Here is a 19,005-nt window from a genome sequence, read left to right on the forward strand (position 1 = left end):
CGTCGACTCCTACAGGAGGCGACGTCCCGTGCGCATTGAAGCCCAGACCACGAACACACATCTCTTGCAGCCCACAAACCTTCGGGCTGACGATGAGCCCGTCTCGGCTGTCCACCCTCGGCTGATCCGCCTCGAGGCTCTTGCCGTATCACTGGCGCAGGGGGGTGACGTAACAGCGGTGCTGGGCCTTGGGTCGGCCGGGGTCGAGCATGCTCGCTTTGACGATCACTCTGACATTGATTTTTTCGTTGTCGTCGTCGATCTCGCCGCCAAGGCGCGCTTCCTGTCCAGTTTCGCCTGGCTCGCGTCGATGGGCACAGTCGTCTACAGCTTCGTCAACGACTCCAACGGCCGCAAAGCCCTGTACAGCGACGGCTTGTTCGTCGAGTTCGCCGTCTTCACCGCCGAGGAGCTGGCCGACATCCCGTTCGCGGGAGCTCGGGTGGTGTGGCGGCGACCCGGGGTCGATGTCGACCTGTCGGGGGCCGGCGTGCCATCGGCCGGCGTCCTGGACACCGTGGAATTCCATCTCAACGAGGCTCTGACGAACCTCTTCGTCGGGTTGCACCGTGACCTTCGGGGCGAGACTTTGACCGCTTTCCGCTTCATCCAGGTGTTCGCCGTTGATCGGGTCCTTGCCCTCGCCCGGCTGACCAGACCCGCCCACTTGAGTCTGGATCGGTTCGACGCGACCCGCCGAGTGGAGGCAGCCCACCCTGACCTGATTCCGCCGCTGCGTCGGATGCTGGCCGGCTACGACGACAACCGCGCCGCCGCTCGGGCGGTCCTTGATTGGCTCACACACAATTTTCCGGCTGACCCGGCGATCACAGAGCCAGTCGAGGCGCTCATCGCCCGCGCCGCTGCCGCGGCGCGGTGACCCGCCGCTTCCTTGCCGGGGCTCAGGGCAGCTGCCACCAGCTGAACCGGGGACCGGCGCCGGGAAGTAGCAGTGCAGCACCGTCAGCCACCAGATCGGCTGTGCCGGTAAGGCCGGTGAGGTGGCTGCCGAAGTAGGCGGCCGGCAGCATCAGCGGGTCGGTTGCAGCTCGTGTCGCGTGAACCAGAACCGATCCGTCCTGGGTTTCGCGGAGGAACGTCAGGGCGTCGTCGGTGATGCTGACCCAGCGCAATCCCCCGGTGCGCAGCGCCTGATGCGATTGCCGTTGCGTGATCTTGGTCGTCACTGACTCGAGAACATCTCTGTTCCAGAGGTTGTCGTGATTCCACGGGAACGGTCGGCGGCCGTCTTCGCCGTTGGTGCCGTGTTGGCCGATCTCGTCGCCGGCGTAGATCATCGGGATGCCGGGCATGGCAGCGAGCAGACCAAAGGCGACGTGGAGGGTGTCCTCGTCGTCGTCGAGTGTGTCTGCGATGCGGGCGGTGTCGTGTGATCCGACGAGGTTGAGGGCGGTGGCGGTGGCCCGCCACGGCACCGCGGCGGCGAAGTCGCGCATGGTGGCCGCGACGGCAGTGCCCGGGAGGCGCGGGATGACGGTGAACGGGCCGGGGGTGAACTCTACCGGCGCCTCAGGGGTGAGCCATTGCCAGAGCGGCCGGGTGAACGCGGCGTAGTTCATCACGCCGTGCCAGCCGTCGCCGAGGAGGTCAGCGGACGCGTCGTGGCTGTGTTCGGCGATCAACAGGGCGTCGGGGTGCGCGGTGGCCATGGTGTGGCGCACGGTGGTGGCGACCTTGTGGTTGAGATCGACGGTGCCGTGCCGGCCGGTCATGTTGGCGACGTCGATGCGCCACCCGTCCAGGCCGGTGGGTGCGGTGAGCCAGCGGGCGACGACTGAGTCGGGTCCTTCGTAGAGGCGGCGGCGGAGTTCGGGGTTGCGGTGGTCGAATTTCGGCAGCGACGGGTAGTCGAACCATGCCACGTAATCGGTGGGGTGGGTGTGAAACAGGAAGAAGCCGGCCTCTTCGGAGGTTTCGTCGGTGATGGCGGTGCGGAACCATTCGTGGGCGTCGCCGCAGTGGTTGGTGGTGATGTCGCCCATGACGCGCATTCCGCGGGCATGGGCAGCGGCGGTGAGGCGGGCGAGTGCTTCGTCGCCACCCAGGACCGGATCGACCTGGTCGAAGCTGGACGCGTCGTAGCGGTGGTTGGACTGTGCCGGAAAGACCGGCGTGAGGTAGACGGTATTCGCACCGAGCGCCTGGATGTGGTCCAGGTGTTCGGTGATGCCGTCAAGGTCGCCGCCGTACAACTGGTACGGCGTCTCCGGGCCTCGCCCGACCACCGGGTCGTCCCAGTGTTGCGGGATAGCCCAGCGCGGGGTGTCCCGGGTGTCGGCACGGGCGGATCGGGCGAACCGGTCGGGGAACACCTGGTAGAGGATGGCGTCCTCGGCCCAGGCAGGCGGCCGCGGGTGGGTGGTGAGCCGGAAGTCGGCGGCATCGGTGACGTCGCGGTCGTGGACGCCGGTGCCGTTGAGCCACCGGTAGCCGGCGGGGCCACTCTGCAGCAGCCACCGGTAGTTGACCACCGGGTTGTACATAGTGACCACACCGCGATACCAGCGGTCGCAGGTGTCCTCCCGGTCCAGCTCCCCCGCGTTCAGCGACTGCTCGCCGTCGATGTAGGTGCGCAGCAGCACCGCAGTCACCGGTGTTGCGCGCGGCACCCGCAAGTAGACGTCCACGCGGTCCCCCAGCGCCGGGTAGGGGTTGGACACGTACAGGGCTGATCCGTCGTGGTGCGGATGGTGCCACAGCCATTTATCCACTCGGGGGCCGTTCACTGGGTGAGCACCCGCCAACCCCATGGCTCGAACTTCATCGTGGTGTCGTCGCGGTCGATGACGGCGGTGGTCCCGGTGTGGAAGTCGGTGTAGCCGCCGTGGGCCAGTGCGCTGGTCAGGGTGACCTCGACGGGCTGGTCGGTGAGGTTGAAAAGCGCCAGTACTTTGCTGTCGCCGTTCTGCCGGACGAAGGCGAACACCCGTTTGGGGTGGTCGGTGGTGACTTCGATCATCCGCGCCCCCCATGGTGCGTTGTCCAGCGCGGAGTGGCTGCGCCGCAGTGCGAACAGGCGGCGGTAGAAGTCGGCGAATCGGTGGTCCTGCCAGATGATCGGGTCCTTTTCGAAGAACTCGAGCCGTCGGTCGTTGCCGGCCTCCTGCCCGTTGTAGATGAGTGGCATGCCTTCGCCGACGACGGACAGTACGACGGCGGCGTCCAGGGCGTCACCGAACTGCTCGTATTCGGTGCCCTCCCAGGAGTTCTTGTCGTGGTTGCTGACGAAGGTCATCCGCATGGCGTCGGGGGGCCAGGCCTTCTCGTTCCACGAGTAGTAGATGTGCAGCGCCTCGGCGTCGGCCTTGCCGGTGGCGATGTGGTGCATCGTCTCGTTCCAGCTCCAGCCGTAGGTCATGTCGAACGCGGCGGCGTGCAGGTCGCGGGACTCCCATTCGGCGAGCATGAACACCGGCTTGATCGCGTCGAGTTCGGCGCGGGCCTGGTTCCAGAAGTCGGTGGGCACGAAACCGGCCACGTCGCAACGGAAACCGTCGATGTCGAACTCGGTCACCCACCACTTCAACGTTTCGGTCATGTACCGGCGGACCTCTGGGTTGTCGTAGTCGAGATCGATGATGTCCTCCCAGTCCCACCAGGGGGTGGGCCGGAAGTTGCCCTGCCAGTCCCGGACGTACCAGTCCGGGTGGGCGACGGTGAGGTTGCAGTCCCACGCGGTGTGGTTGGCCACCCAGTCGGTGATGACCCGCAGTCCTAGCTCGTGGGCGGCGGCGACGAAAGCTTTGAGGTCGTCGGCGGTTCCGAGGTCGGGGTTGATGCTGTAGTAGTCCTGGACGGCGTACGGGGAGCCGAGGGTGCCTTTACGGTTGAGCTGCCCGATCTGGTGCACCGGCATCAGCCAGACGATGGTGATGCCGAGGTTCTGCAGTCGTGGAAGGTGAGCGATCGCGGCGGTGAAGGTGCCTTCCTCGGTGAACTGTCGCGTGTTGATCTGGTAGATCGTGGCGTCCCGGGACCACTCGGGGTGCTTCAAGCGGACGTCAGGTCGGGGGGCGTACGGGTGCGGCGTTGTCATGGCGGGCCTTCCAGGGTGCGAACAGACAGACAGGGTCGCAGCCGCGGTCAGCGGTCCGGGGTGTCGAACCGGCTGGGCTGGGTCTGCCCGAAGCCGAATCCGGTGCCCTGACTCAGCGGCGGGGCGAGGTAGTCCTTGTCGGGGGTGTGCTGGGCGGCCTGGATGGTGCGGACGAGACCGCCGATGCGGGTGCGGGTGAGGTCGTCGAGGTCCGTGACCGTGGCTTCGGCGTTGCGGAGCTGGGTGATCAGGTCGGTGCGCTGCTCGTGGGTCGTGGTCTGCCACTTCGCCTCGACGTCGGCGATGAGTGCGTGGATGTCCTTCATCAGGTGGTCCTCTCGGCGTAAATGTGTGAGCGTGTACGAACGGGGTCAGCCGAGCTGCCAGATGCCGACGCCGGGGCCGTCGCCGGGCACGAGGACCGCACCGCCGGCGACGGTGAGCTCAGCTTCGCCGTAGAGCCTTCCGGCCTCACCTGTCGGTGCAAGTGCACCCGGGAGCAGCGCCCCGGACCACGGTGCGCGCGCGACCACGACCAGCACGCGTTCGTCGGGGGTTTCTCTGAGGTAACCGAGGGCGTCGTCGGTCTGGAGGACCCAACGCAGCCCGCCGCGGCGCAGCGCCGGGTGGGCGTGGCGGACGGCGATGAGGTCGCGGTACACCGCGAGGGTGGCGTGGTCCCAGGCGTCGGGCCGGCCCCAGGGCATGGTGCGTCGCGCGTCCTCACCGTTGGTCCCCTCGAGGCCGATCTCGTCGCCGGCGAAGACCATGGGGGTGCCGAGGTAGGTGAACAGCAGCCCGGCGGCGACCCGCACCATTTCGGGGGTGCCGGCGACGGTGCGGATCCGGGCGGTGTCGTGGGAGCTGGTCAGGTTCCAGTGCCGGCCGGCGACCTTCCACGGCACGGCGGCTGCGAACTCGCGCATGCTGGCGGCGGTGGCGGGGCCGCCGCGGCGGGCGGTCCGGTACGGGTTGCCCTGCAGGGACGCCTCGTAGTCGCTTGATTGCAGCCATGACCATACCGGTCGGCCGAACCCGGCGTAGTTCATCGAGCCCTGCCAGCCGTCACCGGTGAGGTCGGCGGTGAAGTCGTTGGTGTACTCGGCGAGCAGCACCGATTCCGGGCGGACGTGGTCGAGGGTGCGGCGGATCAGGGTGGCGATGTCGTTGCCGTGGTCGTGTTCGCCGTGCCGGCCGGTCATGTTGGCCACGTCGATACGCCAGCCGTCGAGGTCGTACGGGGGCCGCAGCCAGCGGGAGACGACGGAGTCCCCGACGCCGAACATGCGGTTTCGGAGCTCCTGGGATCCGAGGTCGAATTTCGGGAGGCTCGGAACACCGAGCCAGCTGATGTAATCGCCGGCGGCGTCCATGTAGTAGAACGACCGCTCCGCCGCGTTCGGGTGGTCGAGTGCCGACCGGAACCACGGGTGGTCGTCGCCGGAGTGGTTGGTGGTGAGGTCACCGATGATGCGCAGGCCTTTGTCGTGGCAGGCCTGCGCCAGCCGGGCCAGCGCTGGATCGCCGCCGAGCAGCGGGTCGACTTCGGCGAAGCTCGAGGCGTTGTAGCGATGGTTGGACCGGGCCGGGAAAACGGGCGTCAGGTACAGCGCCGTAACGCCGAGGTCGGTGAGGTGGTCGAGCTTTCCGCGGATGCCGTCCAGGTCGCCGCCGTAGAACTGCAGCGGCGTGTGCGGACCCTGGTGGATGACGGTGTCGTCCCAGCCGGCAGGTTCTGCCCAGTCCGGTAGGTCGCGGTGGGCGCTACTGGCGGCGAACCGGTCGGGGAACACCTGGTAGACCACGGCGTCGCGCGCCCAGTCGGGGCCGGGATCGTAGGTGGTGAGCCGGAAGTCGTGGGCGTCGGGGATGTCGCGGTGGTGCTCGCCGGAGCCGTTGAGCCAGGAGTATCCCAGGGCGCCGCGGTCGAGCTGGACGCGGTAGCGGGTCATCGGGTTGTGGACCTCGACGTCGGCGGTGAACCACTGGTCGCCGTCGCTGGTGCCGTCGGGGGTGGCGTCGACGAAGGTCGGTTCGGCGTCGCGGATGACTCGGATCCGGACGGTGTCCACGCCGGTTCCGGCCGGTACCCGTACTCGCACCGGGACGTGGTCGCCGCGGCGGGGGGTCTCGTCAGCGACGAACAGAGCGGACCCGTCGTGGTGGGGTCCGAGTGCGATCTGGGGTGCGGCGCCGGATTCGGCGGCGGGGGCAACGGGTGGCATGCGGGCAGCCCTTCCAGGGCACGAGGTGAGCGGGAGACGCGGTGAGGGCGTGGGGCATCCGGCCGTGGATGGCCCCACCCACGGCCGGACACCGGTCCTCCTGTCGCCGGTGTCCCGTGATGAGCCGGGACACCGGCAGCGGATCAGTCAGTGGTTGATGGCGTTGCTGGTGGTGGCGTCGAAGAAGTGCAGCCGCTCGGTGTCCACGACGACCTTGATCTCGTCCCGGGGGCGGACCCGGGAGCGGGGCGCGAACGAGGCGACCCACTTGGTGCGGTCGCCTCCGATGGAGGCGACGTCGGCCTCACCCGACTCCTCGGCAAGCAGCTTGGTGTCCTCGGTGACGACCTTGGTGATGTCGGTCTCGAAGTGGACGACGATCTCCGAGCCGAGTGCCTCGGTGAGAACGACGTGTGCGTCGAGGGTTTCGGTGGCGCCCTTGCGAATGGAGGCGTCCTCCATGTCCTCGCTGCGGAGGCCGACGATGACCTCGTTGCCGACGTGGTTCTTCAGGGCCGGCTTTTCCGCGATCAGTTCCGGTGCGAGGGTGAGGGTGGAGCTGCCGAGGGTGACGGTGTAGTCGTCGCCGTCGCGGCCGATGCGACCCATGCCCATGTTCATCGGCGGTGAGCCGATGAAGCCGGCGACGAAGACGTTGGCGGGGTTGTCGTACAGGAACTGGGGTGCGCCGACCTGCATCAGCAGGCCGGCTTTGAGCACGACCACCCGGTCTCCCATCGTCATGGCCTCGACCTGGTCGTGGGTGACGTAGAGAGTTGTGACGTTGAGATCCTGTTGGACCTGGCCGATCTCGGCGCGCATCTGGACGCGGAGCTTGGCGTCGAGGTTGGACAGCGGCTCGTCCATCAGGAAGACCTGTGGTTCGCGGACGATGGCGCGTCCCATGGCGACCCGCTGTCGCTGACCGCCGGAGAGCTGCTTGGGTTTGCGGTCGAGCAGCGGGGTGAGCTCGAGCATGTCGGCGGCGTTCTTGACCCGGCGCTGGATCTCCGACTTTTCCATCTTGCGGATCCGCAGGCCGTAGCCGATGTTGTCGCCGACCGTCATGTGCGGGTAGAGCGCGTAGGACTGGAACACCATGGCGATGTCGCGGTCCTTGGGAGACAGGGTGTTCACCACCCGGTCGCCGATCTTGAGCGTTCCGGTGCTGATGTCCTCGAGGCCGGCGACCATCCGGAGTGCGGTGGACTTGCCGCAGCCGGACGGTCCGACGAGCACGATGAACTCGCCGTCGGCGATGTCGATGCTGAGGTCCTGGACGGCGTGGAAGCCGTTCTCGTAGGTTTTGTTGATCCGGTCGAGGGTCACGGGGGCCATCTAGAGTTCCTTACCTGCAGTGAGTGTCATGAGCGGGGCTGCCGTCGTCGTCGACGGTCGAGGTGCGGTCATCCCTTGACCGCGCCGGCGGTCAGGCCACCGACGATGTACTTCTGCAGGTACTGGAACAGCAGCACGATCGGGATCGCGGTGATGATCGCGCCGGCGGCGAACATCCCGAAGTTGGCGTTGCGTTCGTTGGCGACCATCCCGTAAAGGCCCACGGCGACGGTCTTCTGGGTCGGCTCGGTGAGGAAGATGCTGGCGATGAGGAATTCGCTGATTGAGCCGATGAACGCCAGCAGCCCGGTGATCGCGATGATCGGGGTGATCAGCGGGAAGATGATCCCGAAGAAGATCTGCACGTGGGTGGCACCGTCGACGGTGGCCGATTCGTCGAGATCCTTCGGGACCGTGTCCAGGAAACCTTTGATCAGCCAGGTGGTGCCGCCCAACGCGCCGCCGAGACCCAGGATGATCAGCGACCAGGGGGTGTTGAACCCGATCACGGGGTACAGATCGGTGATCGTGGCGAAGATCAGGTACAGCGACACCAGGGCCAGGAACACCGGGAACATCTGGATCATCAGCACCGCCAGCAGCCCGGCGCGGCGGCCCTTGAACCGGAAGCGGGAGAACGCGAACGCCGCGCACGTCGAGACGAAGATCGACGCGACGGTGGAGGACACGCCGATGATGAGTGAATTGAGAAGCCAACGCCAGTAGTCGGTTTCGTTGAACAACCGGTTGAAGTTGTTGAAGCTGGCGCCGGTCGGGATCAGCGTGGACGCGGCCAGCGTGCCGAGCGGGTTCAGTGCCGCGGACACCATGAACAGGATGGGGAATACGGCGAAGAACACTGCGACGAGCGCGACCAGGTGCCGCCAGCCGGAGCGGCGGAACCAGCCGCCCTGGGCGCTGCCGAGCCTGACCGGCTCGTCGAGGTCTGTTGCGGAGAGGGGGCTGCTGCCCGTGATCTGTGACATCAGTTGATCTCCTCGAGCGCCTTGGTCCGCTTGAATCCGATGAACGACACGGCCGCCACGATGATGAAGATCAGGATCGAGATGGCCGCGGCGAGGCCGTACTGGGCGCCCTGACCGCCGAAGGCGAGTCGGTAGGTGTAGCTGATCAGCAGGTCGGTGGCACCGACGGTGGGGTTGTCGGCCGGGAAGGGACCGCCGCCGCTGACGAGGTAGATCGCGCCGAAGTTGTTGAAGTTGAACGCGAACGTTGCGATCAGCAGCGGCGCGACTGCCACCAGGAGCAGCGGGAAGGTGATGGTGCGAAAGGCGTAGAACGGCTTGGCTCCGTCGACGCCGGCGGCTTCGGTGAGGTCGGACGGGATGGCCTGCAGCGCGCCGGTGCATACCAGGAACATGTACGGGTAGCCCATCCAAAGCTGCACGATGAGCACCGCAGCGCGGGCGGCCCAGGGGTTGCCGAACCAGTCGACGTTCAGGCCGAAGAGGTTGTTGATCAGGCCGTAGTCGGTGTTGAACATGTCGCGCCAGAGCAGCAGCATCGCAAACCCGGGCATCGCGTACGGGAGGATCAGGATCGAGCGGTAGACCTTCTTACCTTTGAGCTTGTCGCTGTTCATCACCATCGCCACCGCCAGGCCCAGCGCGAACGTGGTTGCCATGACGAGGATGGCGAACGCGAAGTTCCAGATGATGACCTGGAGGAAGTACTTCGCGATCGAGGGGTTGGTGAACACGTCGACGAAGTTCTTGAATCCGACGTTGACCTGCCAACCCTGCGGCAAGAACGCCCCGGTGGCGTCTTTGAAGTAGCCGTCGGTGCCGTCGGCGGTCCACGTCTCACCGGTGGAGCTGTCGGTGATGGTGTCGCTCGCGGCGTTGTAGGTGCGGGTGGCGCCGCCCTCGAACGCGCTGCTGACGCCTTTGGCGATGATGGCGCCGTCGGCGGTGGGCACGATCAGTGCGGTGATGTCGGTCTGCCGGTCTGCGGCTTGGCCGAGGTTGAGCACGGTGTAGCCCTCGGCGGCGGTGATCTTGCCGGAGTTGTTCTGGGTGACCGCGGCCTTGTCCAGTGGGGTGACGCCGTCGGCGGTGCCGAGGAAGGTGTTGCCGTCCGGGTCGGCGAGTAGGAACACCACGGGGCCGGTGGTGGAGTCGCCTTCGACGCCGATGGACAGGGTGTAGGTGGCGCCGCCTTCCACTTCCTTCACCGAGCTCGCCTGGATGGCGACGATGGCTTCTTCCTTGGTGCCGCGGTGACCGTCACCGAAGTTCGTGAACGCCGTGGTGACCGTGTAGACGATCGGCAAGACCTGGAACACGGCGAGGAACAGGGTGCCCACGACGAGGTACTTGGCCGGGATGAGCTTGGGTGAGAGGTAGATGTAGAACAGCGCCAGTGTAGTGACAACGACGATGGCGACGCCGATCCAGTTCTTCCGCTCGATGAGCGGGAGCATCGAGAAGACCGCGACCGCAGCGACGACGCCGAGCAGCAGGATCTTCACGATGGTGCCGAGCGTGGATCCCCGCTTGGAGGCGACGCTCAAACCTTGTTTCTTGGGCGGCGGGCCACTTCCGTCGGAAGGGGTCATCGTCGTCGATGCGGACTGTTGAGCCACAACGCTCTCCTGTGAACGATGAAGAAGTACAAGGGGGCCGTGCGGGTCGAGCCGGCCGGATACGGGTCCGGCCGGCTCGACGGCGAAGCGCGTCAGCCGATGGCGGCTTGGATTGCCTGCGCGGCGGCTTCGGTGGTCGTCGCCGGGTCGGCGCCGCCGATCACGGCTGCCTGGGCCTTGCCGAACGGATCCCACACCGACGCCATCTCAGGGATGGCGGGCAGGATGTCGCCGTTCTTGCCTGCTTCAGCAACGTCAGCGAGCACCGGGTCGGCTGCGACCTCCTTGTCGTACACCGAGGTCAACGCAGGCTGCCGGGGGCTGAGCTGGTACAGCGCCTCGGACACCTCGTCAGAGGCGAAGTAGTTCAGCGCGAACTCTTCGGCGACGGTCTTGTGCTTGCCCTTGCTGGCCACGTACATCGCGTCGACGGTGACGAACGGCTTCGCCTCGGCGCCACCCTCGAATCCCGGGACCGGGCTGATGGCGAACGGCACCCCGGACTTCTTGATGTCCGGCAGGTTCCACGGGCCGGTGACCATGTAGGCGGTCTTCTTGTCGGTGAAGAACGGCACCAGGTTGCCAGGCTCGATCGATGTCTTGAGCGCACCCTCGGCGCCGAGCGCGCCGATCTTGGCCATCGCCGCGGTCGCTTCGGGCTTGGTGAGCCCGAGATCCTTCGGGTCGTAATCACCGTTGGCGCCCTGGCCGAACAGGTAGCCGCCACCCGAGGTGAACAACGGATACATGTGGTACGGATCGCCGTTCTGTCCGACCGGCAGCGCCATGATCTCGCTGGCCTTACCGTCGGCGACGAGCTGCTTGCCGGTGGCCACCATGTCCTCGATCGACGTCGGCGCCTCCGGCGCAAGATCGGTGTTGCGGATCAGGAAGATGTTGCCGAGATCGTATGGCACGCCGTAGATCTGGCCGTTGAACGTGACACCCTCGATGGCCAGTGGGTTGAACTTGGCCTGGGTGGCCTCGTCAAGCTGGACCGGATCGATTGCGCCGTTCTGGACAAGCTGGCCGATCCAGTCGTGCGCGCCGTTGATCAGATCCGGCGCCTGCCCGGCCTGGGATGCGTTGAGGAACGCGGTCCGGCCGTCGGCAACGATCTGAACGCTGACCGTGATGCCGTTGTCGGCGGCGAACTTGTCTGCAGCCGCCTGGATCGCCGCCGACTCCAGCTGCGCCGTCCAAATGACCAGGTCGGCGTTCTCGTCGATCGCCGGCGGCGCGGAGGAATCAGTGTTCTCCGCCGGCGCCTCGGACGTTTCGGTGGCCGGACCGGAAGTCGACCCCGAGGCCGACGCTGACGAGCCGGCGGTGGTGCTCGGTGTGGAGGTGGTGGACGCCGCGGGGGTGTCGCTGCCGCCGCAGGCGGCTAACACCATGGCCAGGACACCTGCCCCGGCAACCGCTTTCATCGTGCGCAACTTCATGCTGTGACTCCTCGACACTGCCGTAGGGATGAGGGCCACTCAGCGATCCACCGAAAACCGGCGCGACGCAGCAGCGCGCCGCCAGATCGCGTAGAAGCACCCGTAGGGGGACCACATCTACGCTGTGAGGCAACGCACAATTGGGCTTGCTGAATGGAGTTAGCAAAGGGTGCACCGCGCCGTTTCAGCTGTCAAGCCCACCGTTACGAAACTGTGACCATCAGGTCTAACATCTGTTCGCCAGCGGCTACTTCGTCGACATCACCGACCCCCCGAACAGCCGACTCGGCCGCGTGGTCCTCAATCACGAAGACCAGGTCAAGCAACACGGCCGGGACAGCGCTCTCGCCCCGGCGAAGACACCCAGTACGGAGTGGACCGATCTGATCTCGGTACAGTCCCACGCACATGTCGATGCGAGGTGAAACACCATGACCCGGCAACGCGTCACCCTGGGCGAGGTCGCCCGCCACGCAGGCGTCTCCCGCACTACGGCATCGTTCGTCATGACCGGGCGACGCGACATGCGCATCTCCGCCGATGCCGAACAGCGCGTCCTCCAAGCGGCACGCGAACTTGATTACCGACCGAACCTGCTGGCGAAGAGCCTACGGACCAATCTCTCACAGACGATCGGGCTGATTTCTGACGTCATCGCTACCGAGTCTTTCGCAGGACAGCTGATCCGCAGCAGCATGACCACCGCTCTGCTGCATGACCATCTCCTGTTCGTCGGCGAGAGCGAAGGCGATCCCCACTTGGAGCAACAGCTCGTCAGGAGCATGCTCGACCGGGGCGTCGGCGGCTTCCTCTATGCCTCCCTGGACACCCGTCAGGTCCAGCTGCCCGAAATCCTCAAGTCGGAGCCCGTTGTCATGCTCAACTGCCTCGATCCCGGCGCCGACGTCCCGGCAGTGATCCCCGACGAGGAAACCGCCGGCCGGGTCGTCGCGCAGGCCCTCCTCGACGCCGGCCACACCGACGGCATCCACCTCATCGGCGAAACCCTGCACCACGTCATCGCCGGCGCCGAACGCTACCGCGGTGTCGTGAGCAAGCTCGAGGAGTCCGGACTGCAACTGGCAGGGCAAGTCTCAGCAATGTGGTGGCCAGAACAGTCCCACAGCGCGGTTTCTCGGTTGTTGCAGCAGAGTCCTGCCCCCACCGCGCTGATCTGCATGAACGACCGTGTTGCCTTCGGCGCTTACCAGGCCCTGTCGGACGCCGGACTCAGTGTCCCGGAGGACGTCTCGGTCATCTCCTTCGATGACTCTGACCTCGCTGCGTGGTCGCGCCCTGGCTTGACCAGCATCGCCATCCCCCACCTCGAGCTCGGCCGCCGCGCGACCGAGCTACTCCTCAGACCGGCTGAACAGCGCGCCGTTCACCGCGTCCCCATGCGGCTCACCCGCCGTGGGTCAGTCGCCGCCCCCCGGTGACGAGCCGACCGAGCTGCCCAGCAGGCAACATCGACCTGACCCTCACCAACAACACACCGACCAGCCCCGTGACCCTCGCATAGCGGGCCTCACCGGGTCCCTCTGCCGCGTCTGGATCGCCGTTCCGGCCAGCTGCGTCGCACCAAGCAGCAGCTAACCGGGTTAGCCGGCCCGGGTCCGGCCCGCGATCGTCGGCGCCGACACCTGGGCGGCGAAACCGTTCGCCGGGGCCGGCGCCCAAGGCTTCGCCCAGTACCACCCAGGAATTCATCACCCACCACGGCATCCGCCTCCAGGACAGCGTGACACTCGACGAACTGGCCGCCGACCACGAACCCGTCTTCGCCTACCTGCTGACATCGGCAGTACCGCCCGGCGTAACCGCCATCAACGCCGGACCTGCAGCGGTGGTCGTCAAGTGACAGGCCGCGGATCTTCCGCTGAAGCTGGATGGCACCAGTACGCGCTGTCCGCGCCGAACCGAGCGCTCACTCGAGCCGCGCCGGTACATCGCGAGGGCTGTACCGGCAGACCGGCAGCCCGGCCGCTGCCTCCGCTGCTTGCAGCCGCTCCTCGGCCTCTTGCGGGCGGGACGACCCGCTTGACGGTTCCGATCATTATCGGCATAGCGCGCAAGGCGTCGAAAGGCCGGATCCGCCGCCACGGGTCGTCGTTGACCCATTTCGGATCTTGGTCGTCGCGGCTCTATTGGTGTCATCGACCCCGGTGACCTTGAGATTGTGCGGTCAATCGTGGCCTTCGCCGACGCCTTCCAACTCGACCTGGTCGCGGAGGGGGTGGAGACCGAGCAGGCCGCCGCGACGCTGGTGGGTCTGGGCTCACCCGGGCCCGGGGCTTTCTGTACGCGAAGCCGTGTGGAACCACCGAGCTCGAGTCGATGCTGGCAATGCAGGCGTTCACCGGCCGGCGGATGCCTTGACCCGGCGCCTGGGAAGAACCGGGCCGGCAGGATGGTTGAACGCGACATGAAAAAGATCGGGTTCTTGTCGTTCGGGCACTGGAGCGACTCGCCCCAGTCCCGGGCCCGGACCGCCTCGGACGTGTTGCTGCAGTCCATCGACCTGGCCGTGGCCGCGGAGGAGCTGGGCGCGGACGGCGCCTACTACCGGGTGCACCATTTCGCCCGGCAGCTCGCGTCGCCGTTCCCGCTGCTCGCCGCGGTCGGCGCCCGTACCAGCCGCATCGAGATCGGTACCGGCGTCATCGACATGCGCTACGAGAACCCGCTGTACATGGCCGAGGACGCCGGGGCGGCCGATCTCATCTCCGGCGGGCGGCTGCAGCTCGGCATCAGCCGGGGATCGCCCGAGCAGGTCCAGGACGGGTTCCGCTACTTCGGGTACCAGCCCGAGGGGGACGACCACGCCGCCATGGCGCGGGAGCACACCGCCGTCCTCATGGAAGTGCTGAAGGGCGAGGGCTTCGCACAGCCGAACCCCCGGCCGATGTTCCCCAACCCGCCCGGCCCGCTGCGCCTGGAGCCGCACTCCCCCGGGCTGCGCGATCGCATCTGGTGGGGCGCCGGCACCCGGGCCACGGCCGAGTGGACCGCGCAGCAGGGGATGAACCTGATGAGCTCGACCCTGCTCAGCGAGGACACCGGGGTCCCGTTCCACCAGCTGCAGGCCGAGCAGATCCTGCGCTTCCGAAAGGCCTGGGCCGACGCCGGGCACGACCGGGAACCGCGGGTGTCGGTCAGCCGCAGCATCTTCCCGATCGTCAGCGACCTCGATCGCGCCTACTTCGGCAGGGAGGGGGGCAGCGGCGACCAGGTCGGCTATCTGGACGGCGGCAAGGCCCGGTTCGGGAAGACCTACGCCGGCGAGCCGGAGACATTGATCCGCCAGTTGCGGGAGGACGAGGCGATCGCCGCGGCCGACACCCTGCTGATCACCATCCCCAACCAGCTGGGCGTCGACTACTGCGCCCACGTGCTGGAGGCGCTGCTGACCCAGGTGGCGCCGGAGCTCGGCTGGCGCTGATCCGCCGCTGTCGCCACAGACGCCGGAACCGCTCGGGGCGGAGACCCGCCCCGGGCCGTTGCTCGTCCTCGACCCCTGCGCCCTGGCCGTCATCCCTTCACGCTGCCGCCGATTATCCCGGGATGAAGTGGCGCTGGGCGAACACGTACAGCACCACGATGGGTGCCGCCACGATCATCCCCGCGGCCGAAAGCAACGCGAAGTGCCGCACCGGCCCGCTGGTGCAGCCCACTGCGGATGTAGTGCGCCACAGCGCAGCCGACCACCCCTGCTCAGCGCCGCGGGCCGCGTACCAGTCCCGACAAGCCCGGTCGTCAAGCGCGTCGAGCAGGGTCGTGACATGGCTGCGGCCACGCAGCGGCGAAGCTGCGCATGTACACCAAGCTGCGAGCGCTGAACCCGCGCATCCCCAGGAACTCCGCACGCAGATCCGCCGATAGCCGGTCGATGACCTTCATGCCCCAGCCCTCACTCTGCTGCCGATCCAAGACCAGCCGGCCGATCCGCCAGTACAAATCCAGAACCTCCTGGTTCACCGACCGGGCTGCACCCACCCGCGCCGCCCGCACCGTCGCCTTCAACTCGGCCAACAAACCCGCGTAGCCGTCAGGCAGCGCCGGCGACCTCCCCAGGATTCGTCACCGACCCATCCTCCAACACCCGCCCGACAGAACCCCCGGAAGCCATCTCGCCGTGCCGGCGGCTCAGCACCGCCGCCGGACAGGAGATTGCGCAAGACACCCTTGCGCGATTGCGCCCCCTCCCCCAGCGCGGAAGCGCAACCCCGGCCCGCTCACCCCGCTGGGCGCTCGGGCGGCTTGACGTAACCGATCATTATCGGCATTCCGATCGGTCCCCTCGAGGAGCGGACGCCGCGACTCGGCGACCGGCTCCGGCAAGCAATGCCGCCCTACTCGAGCCCAGCAGTGGTCTGTTCCCATTTCGTCTGTAGACCTGCGGTGTCGGTGGTGCGGCTGTGGATGGTGGCGAACGGCCCGGCTAGATCGTCGATCGGCCCTACGTGCCGCCGCCATAGGTGACCGTGCCGTCGCGCTTGGCGAGGTCGTGATCGGCCAGTAACGCGTCGTTGCCGCGGTCCGACCGAAGTAGTAGAACACCACGGAGCCGCCTCCGGAATCGTCCGCCCGGCAGCGAAATCCACATCGTGCTGGGTGGCAATAGCGACGCAGCACTGGAACGGGTGTCTTCGTACGACAACGGCTGCTGAGGCTCGACTCTCGACGGCGTGGTGCGGTCGCTGAACGGCTGTTCTGCCTGGGGGCGCGGTCCACGACATCGGCCGGGACGTCCGCGATCTGCAGCTGGCAATAGTGCTGCACGACGCCTCCGCGGTGATCTGGCAGTCGTCACCGATCTCGGGATTGGCGAAGGCCGGTCATCGTCGACACGCCGCCTGCCGACCCGCGACTCGTGGCGGGATGGGTCGTGCAGCCGGCGGTCCGATGGATCGCCTCGATCACCTGACCGCGTGGCGCCGGGGGTCGCACCGTGAAGGATCTGGTACCTGCCGTGGTACGTGGCACCGTACCGAGCGACGTGGGCCTGACAGGACCTGGGGTCGCATCACCGGCGCCGACCTGTGGACACAGGTCCATTGATCATCGGAATGCGCGGCGCGAATGATCGGGCCGGACATCAGTGGCGGGCGCGGTGGCGGGTCTCGCCGGTGCGCCCTGCACAGCTCCGCTGACCCGCCACGCGCGTTCACGTCACCGTAGGAGGAACACGATGAAGGCGTCCGGCAGCAATCCCTGGGCGTTCGTGATCGCTACGCCCGTGATCATGTGGCTCGTCCACTACCTCGCCTATCTCCCCCACGAGTACGCGCACTCGGTGACGGCGTGGATCGTGGGCATCAAGCCGCAGCCGGGGAACATCACCTGGGGCGACAGCAGCCTGATCAACATCATGCTGGCGACGCAGGTCGACGAGAACGTCGACTACAGCGCTGCGCTCGCTGCCGGTAAGGACTGGCAGGTGGCTCTGGTCGCCTTCGCAGGACCAGGCCTGGGGAACGCGGTGCCCTATCTCGTTTGTCGATGGTTGATCTTCAAGGACTCGATCGCCGCTCGACCGTGGGTGGCTTACATCCTGCTCTGGTACGTGTTCTTCGGGCTGGCCAACATCTATGACTACATTCCGATGCGGATGTTCACCGACGGCGGCGACGTCCATCATTTCCTGCTGGGCAGCGGAATCTCCGAATGGCTGGTGTACGGTATCGTGGGCAATCTGGCGGTCCTGGCCATCGTCGACTTCTACCGCTCGGTGTTGCCCTTCGCACTGGGAGTGGCCGGTTTTCGGCAGCCATCGGGTCGCGCGGGCCTGCGTGCTCATCGCTGCGACGCTCACCCTGTTCGCTTACTACGCGATTCCGGCGCTGACCGAGCCCGACGACATCAGCGTGCTGATGGGGCGCACCTCGCTGCTCATCATTCCTGCCATCTTGATCGCGACCTGGCGACGCAACGTTTCGACGCCGCTACCGCTTACACCACTGACACAATTGCCACGATCGACTCGTCTGTCGCCCGGGGACCACACCGGCTCCGACAGGCGGAATGCGCTGAGAACAGGTGACACCGTCGAGCTGCGATGACCACCAGCGCCACGCAGACCTCGGTACGCCCCTGCCGCTGCACGTTGATGGCGAACATCGCGGTCCCGACGCACTCACCCGGTGGACGCCGAGCCGGGCGAACACGGTGTGCCGCCGCTGACACGGAGCGGGCCAGGTCCACTGACAGGACCTGTCGTCATTGACGTTCTCAGTCGTCGAAGTCGCGAAGCCCGGCCGACAGCGCGGGCCGGCCTCAGCCCGATGCGATGAGCGACACGGGACCAGCAGAGATCAGCGGCTCGCTTCCGCGGACTCCGTCAGCGGCCGGTCCAGCGGGTGCGAGTAGTGCCCCAGCGATGATCATCGCCACGTCGACGACTGCTTCTTGCCCTCCCCCCGCCGTCCCAACATCGCGTGCCTGCGCACATCGCCCGCCCCGGACCCCCGTCCGGGCTGCGTACAACAAGGTCCCATGGTCCGGGGGTAGAGAGGCGTTGGCACAGCTACCGAAGCCCCCCGCGGTCAATCCCGACGCGGTGGAGAACATGACGGCAGACGCCCCGATCACCATTCCCTGAGGCGCCAGCGCAGTGAGAGTCCACGTTGATGCCGCCACCGGAAGGGCTGAGACAGTCGCGAGTCCTAGTACAAGGCCGTGCGACCGATCGAGCAGCTGCGCGTGGCCGTCACTACTTTGTTCGGCGACGTGCTGTCCAGACGTCGCTGGGTACGGCACCGCGAGCCTCGGACGCCGCGAACCCGATGACGCCCGCCTGACACCTCGTGTTGACATCGCACGGTTGGGTGCGCCGACGCGGCGCCTCCCATGGCCACATCGCCCATGGAGCGGCCCATCAGCAGCGGCATCGAGGTGCCCGACCGGACTCGAGCCACCGCCGACGCCAGTACCTGCTCCGTGGCGGCCGGACCCGCCCAGGCGATCGTCACGGTCATCGGACGCACCGCACTTCCACCCCTCGATGCCGTCAGGTCATCGGCGTCGTGTCGCGGCCACGCCAGGGTGAGCGGTCGCAGCTCGATCGCCGGCTACGACTCTCAGACTCCCGTTCAGCGTGTATCGCGTCCAACGGCGGGATGAGGGCTCGACTACCTCCGGTCCCACTCCGCGTCACCGCGCCGGTGCGGTGTCGTCCACCGGGAGATGGTTCGTCGGCGTCGCAGCCTCGAGCAGCCCACCCTTCGACCGCCGACCTTCCGCAGGGTGGGCCGGGCACGGTCTCACGGGACGCCGGGTGCATCCGGTGACGGCCGGAAAACCGCGCCGAACCGGCCCGGGCCGTGGACGCACCCG

At 67.1% G+C, this 19,005-nt stretch carries 13 protein-coding genes; 4 read left to right on the forward strand and 9 right to left on the reverse strand.

All coding sequences use genetic code 11. From position 1 onward, the window contains the following. Positions 1–28: 28 nt before the first annotated feature. Positions 29–880, forward strand: a complete 852-nt coding sequence (locus DB033_RS06805) for a hypothetical protein (protein ID WP_157970554.1) — start codon at positions 29–31, stop codon at positions 878–880. 22 nt (positions 881–902) lie between these two features. Here the strand turns inward: DB033_RS06805 and DB033_RS06810 are convergent, their stop codons facing one another. From DB033_RS06810 to DB033_RS06845, 8 genes are all read right to left on the reverse strand, one after another. After that, positions 903–2,747, reverse strand: a complete 1,845-nt coding sequence (locus DB033_RS06810; protein WP_205843692.1) for a glycoside hydrolase family 13 protein — start codon at positions 2,745–2,747, stop codon at positions 903–905. Then, positions 2,744–4,057: an alpha-amylase family glycosyl hydrolase gene (locus tag DB033_RS06815; protein WP_111766016.1), complete on the reverse strand. Its 1,314-nt coding sequence runs from the start codon at positions 4,055–4,057 to the stop codon at positions 2,744–2,746. The genes DB033_RS06810 and DB033_RS06815 overlap by 4 nt, the downstream gene beginning before the upstream one ends. Before the next feature lie 47 nt (positions 4,058–4,104). Next, positions 4,105–4,383 carry a hypothetical protein gene (locus DB033_RS06820; RefSeq protein WP_111766017.1) on the reverse strand — a complete coding sequence of 93 codons (279 nt, stop codon included), beginning with the start codon at positions 4,381–4,383 and terminating at the stop codon, positions 4,105–4,107. Positions 4,384–4,428: 45 nt separating this feature from the next. After that, the gene (locus DB033_RS06825) at positions 4,429–6,129 is read right to left on the reverse strand and encodes a glycoside hydrolase family 13 protein (protein WP_240615773.1); all 1,701 of its coding nucleotides are present in this window, start codon (positions 6,127–6,129) and stop codon (positions 4,429–4,431) included. A gap of 300 nt (positions 6,130–6,429) precedes the next feature. Next, a complete protein-coding gene (locus DB033_RS06830) occupies positions 6,430–7,620 on the reverse strand; it encodes an ABC transporter ATP-binding protein (protein ID WP_111766018.1) in 1,191 nt (396 codons plus the stop codon). 68 nt (positions 7,621–7,688) lie between these two features. After that, the gene (locus DB033_RS06835; protein WP_111766019.1) at positions 7,689–8,606 is read right to left on the reverse strand and encodes a sugar ABC transporter permease; all 918 of its coding nucleotides are present in this window, start codon (positions 8,604–8,606) and stop codon (positions 7,689–7,691) included. Then, the gene (locus tag DB033_RS06840) at positions 8,606–10,153 is read right to left on the reverse strand and encodes an ABC transporter permease subunit (RefSeq protein ID WP_205843694.1); all 1,548 of its coding nucleotides are present in this window, start codon (positions 10,151–10,153) and stop codon (positions 8,606–8,608) included. The genes DB033_RS06835 and DB033_RS06840 overlap by 1 nt, the downstream gene beginning before the upstream one ends. Positions 10,154–10,317: 164 nt before the next feature. After that, positions 10,318–11,670 carry a sugar ABC transporter substrate-binding protein gene (locus DB033_RS06845; protein ID WP_205843695.1) on the reverse strand — a complete coding sequence of 451 codons (1,353 nt, stop codon included), beginning with the start codon at positions 11,668–11,670 and terminating at the stop codon, positions 10,318–10,320. 431 nt (positions 11,671–12,101) lie between these two features. On the opposite strand from DB033_RS06845, the gene DB033_RS06850 reads away from it, so the two are divergent. Both DB033_RS06850 and DB033_RS06855 read left to right on the forward strand, forming a co-directional pair. Next, entirely contained in the window at positions 12,102–13,109 is a 1,008-nt protein-coding gene (locus DB033_RS06850) for a LacI family DNA-binding transcriptional regulator (RefSeq protein WP_111766021.1), read from the forward strand. Between the two features lie 986 nt (positions 13,110–14,095). Then, complete coding sequence (locus DB033_RS06855; RefSeq protein ID WP_157970555.1) at positions 14,096–15,112, forward strand: LLM class flavin-dependent oxidoreductase; 1,017 nt, start codon at positions 14,096–14,098, stop codon at positions 15,110–15,112. A 314-nt stretch (positions 15,113–15,426) separates the two neighbouring features. On the opposite strand, the gene DB033_RS06860 is transcribed toward DB033_RS06855, so the two are convergent. Further along, positions 15,427–15,702, reverse strand: a complete 276-nt coding sequence (locus tag DB033_RS06860; RefSeq protein ID WP_205843696.1) for a DUF1016 N-terminal domain-containing protein — start codon at positions 15,700–15,702, stop codon at positions 15,427–15,429. A 1,159-nt stretch (positions 15,703–16,861) separates the two neighbouring features. Between DB033_RS06860 and DB033_RS06865 the strand changes: the two genes are divergently transcribed. Further along, positions 16,862–17,713 carry a hypothetical protein gene (locus tag DB033_RS06865; protein WP_111766024.1) on the forward strand — a complete coding sequence of 284 codons (852 nt, stop codon included), beginning with the start codon at positions 16,862–16,864 and terminating at the stop codon, positions 17,711–17,713. The last annotated feature ends 1,292 nt before the right edge of the window (positions 17,714–19,005 follow it).

It is taken from the genome of Nakamurella deserti, from assembly GCF_003260015.1.
In the GTDB taxonomy this organism is placed as follows: Bacteria; Actinomycetota; Actinomycetes; order Mycobacteriales; family Nakamurellaceae; genus Nakamurella; species Nakamurella deserti.

What these genes read in the sequence shown, in the direction of transcription:
- DB033_RS06815 (WP_111766016.1), bottom strand. Translation starts at nt 4,057, where the DNA reads ATGACAACGCCGCACCCGTACGCCCCCCGACCTGACGTCCGCTTGAAG.
- DB033_RS06865 (WP_111766024.1), top strand. Translation starts at nt 16,862, where the DNA reads ATGAAGGCGTCCGGCAGCAATCCCTGGGCGTTCGTGATCGCTACGCCC.
- DB033_RS06830 (WP_111766018.1), bottom strand. Translation starts at nt 7,620, where the DNA reads ATGGCCCCCGTGACCCTCGACCGGATCAACAAAACCTACGAGAACGGC.
- DB033_RS06845 (WP_205843695.1), bottom strand. Translation starts at nt 11,670, where the DNA reads ATGAAGTTGCGCACGATGAAAGCGGTTGCCGGGGCAGGTGTCCTGGCC.
- DB033_RS06835 (WP_111766019.1), bottom strand. Translation starts at nt 8,606, where the DNA reads ATGTCACAGATCACGGGCAGCAGCCCCCTCTCCGCAACAGACCTCGAC.
- DB033_RS06820 (WP_111766017.1), bottom strand. Translation starts at nt 4,383, where the DNA reads ATGAAGGACATCCACGCACTCATCGCCGACGTCGAGGCGAAGTGGCAG.
- DB033_RS06850 (WP_111766021.1), top strand. Translation starts at nt 12,102, where the DNA reads ATGACCCGGCAACGCGTCACCCTGGGCGAGGTCGCCCGCCACGCAGGC.
- DB033_RS06855 (WP_157970555.1), top strand. Translation starts at nt 14,096, where the DNA reads ATGAAAAAGATCGGGTTCTTGTCGTTCGGGCACTGGAGCGACTCGCCC.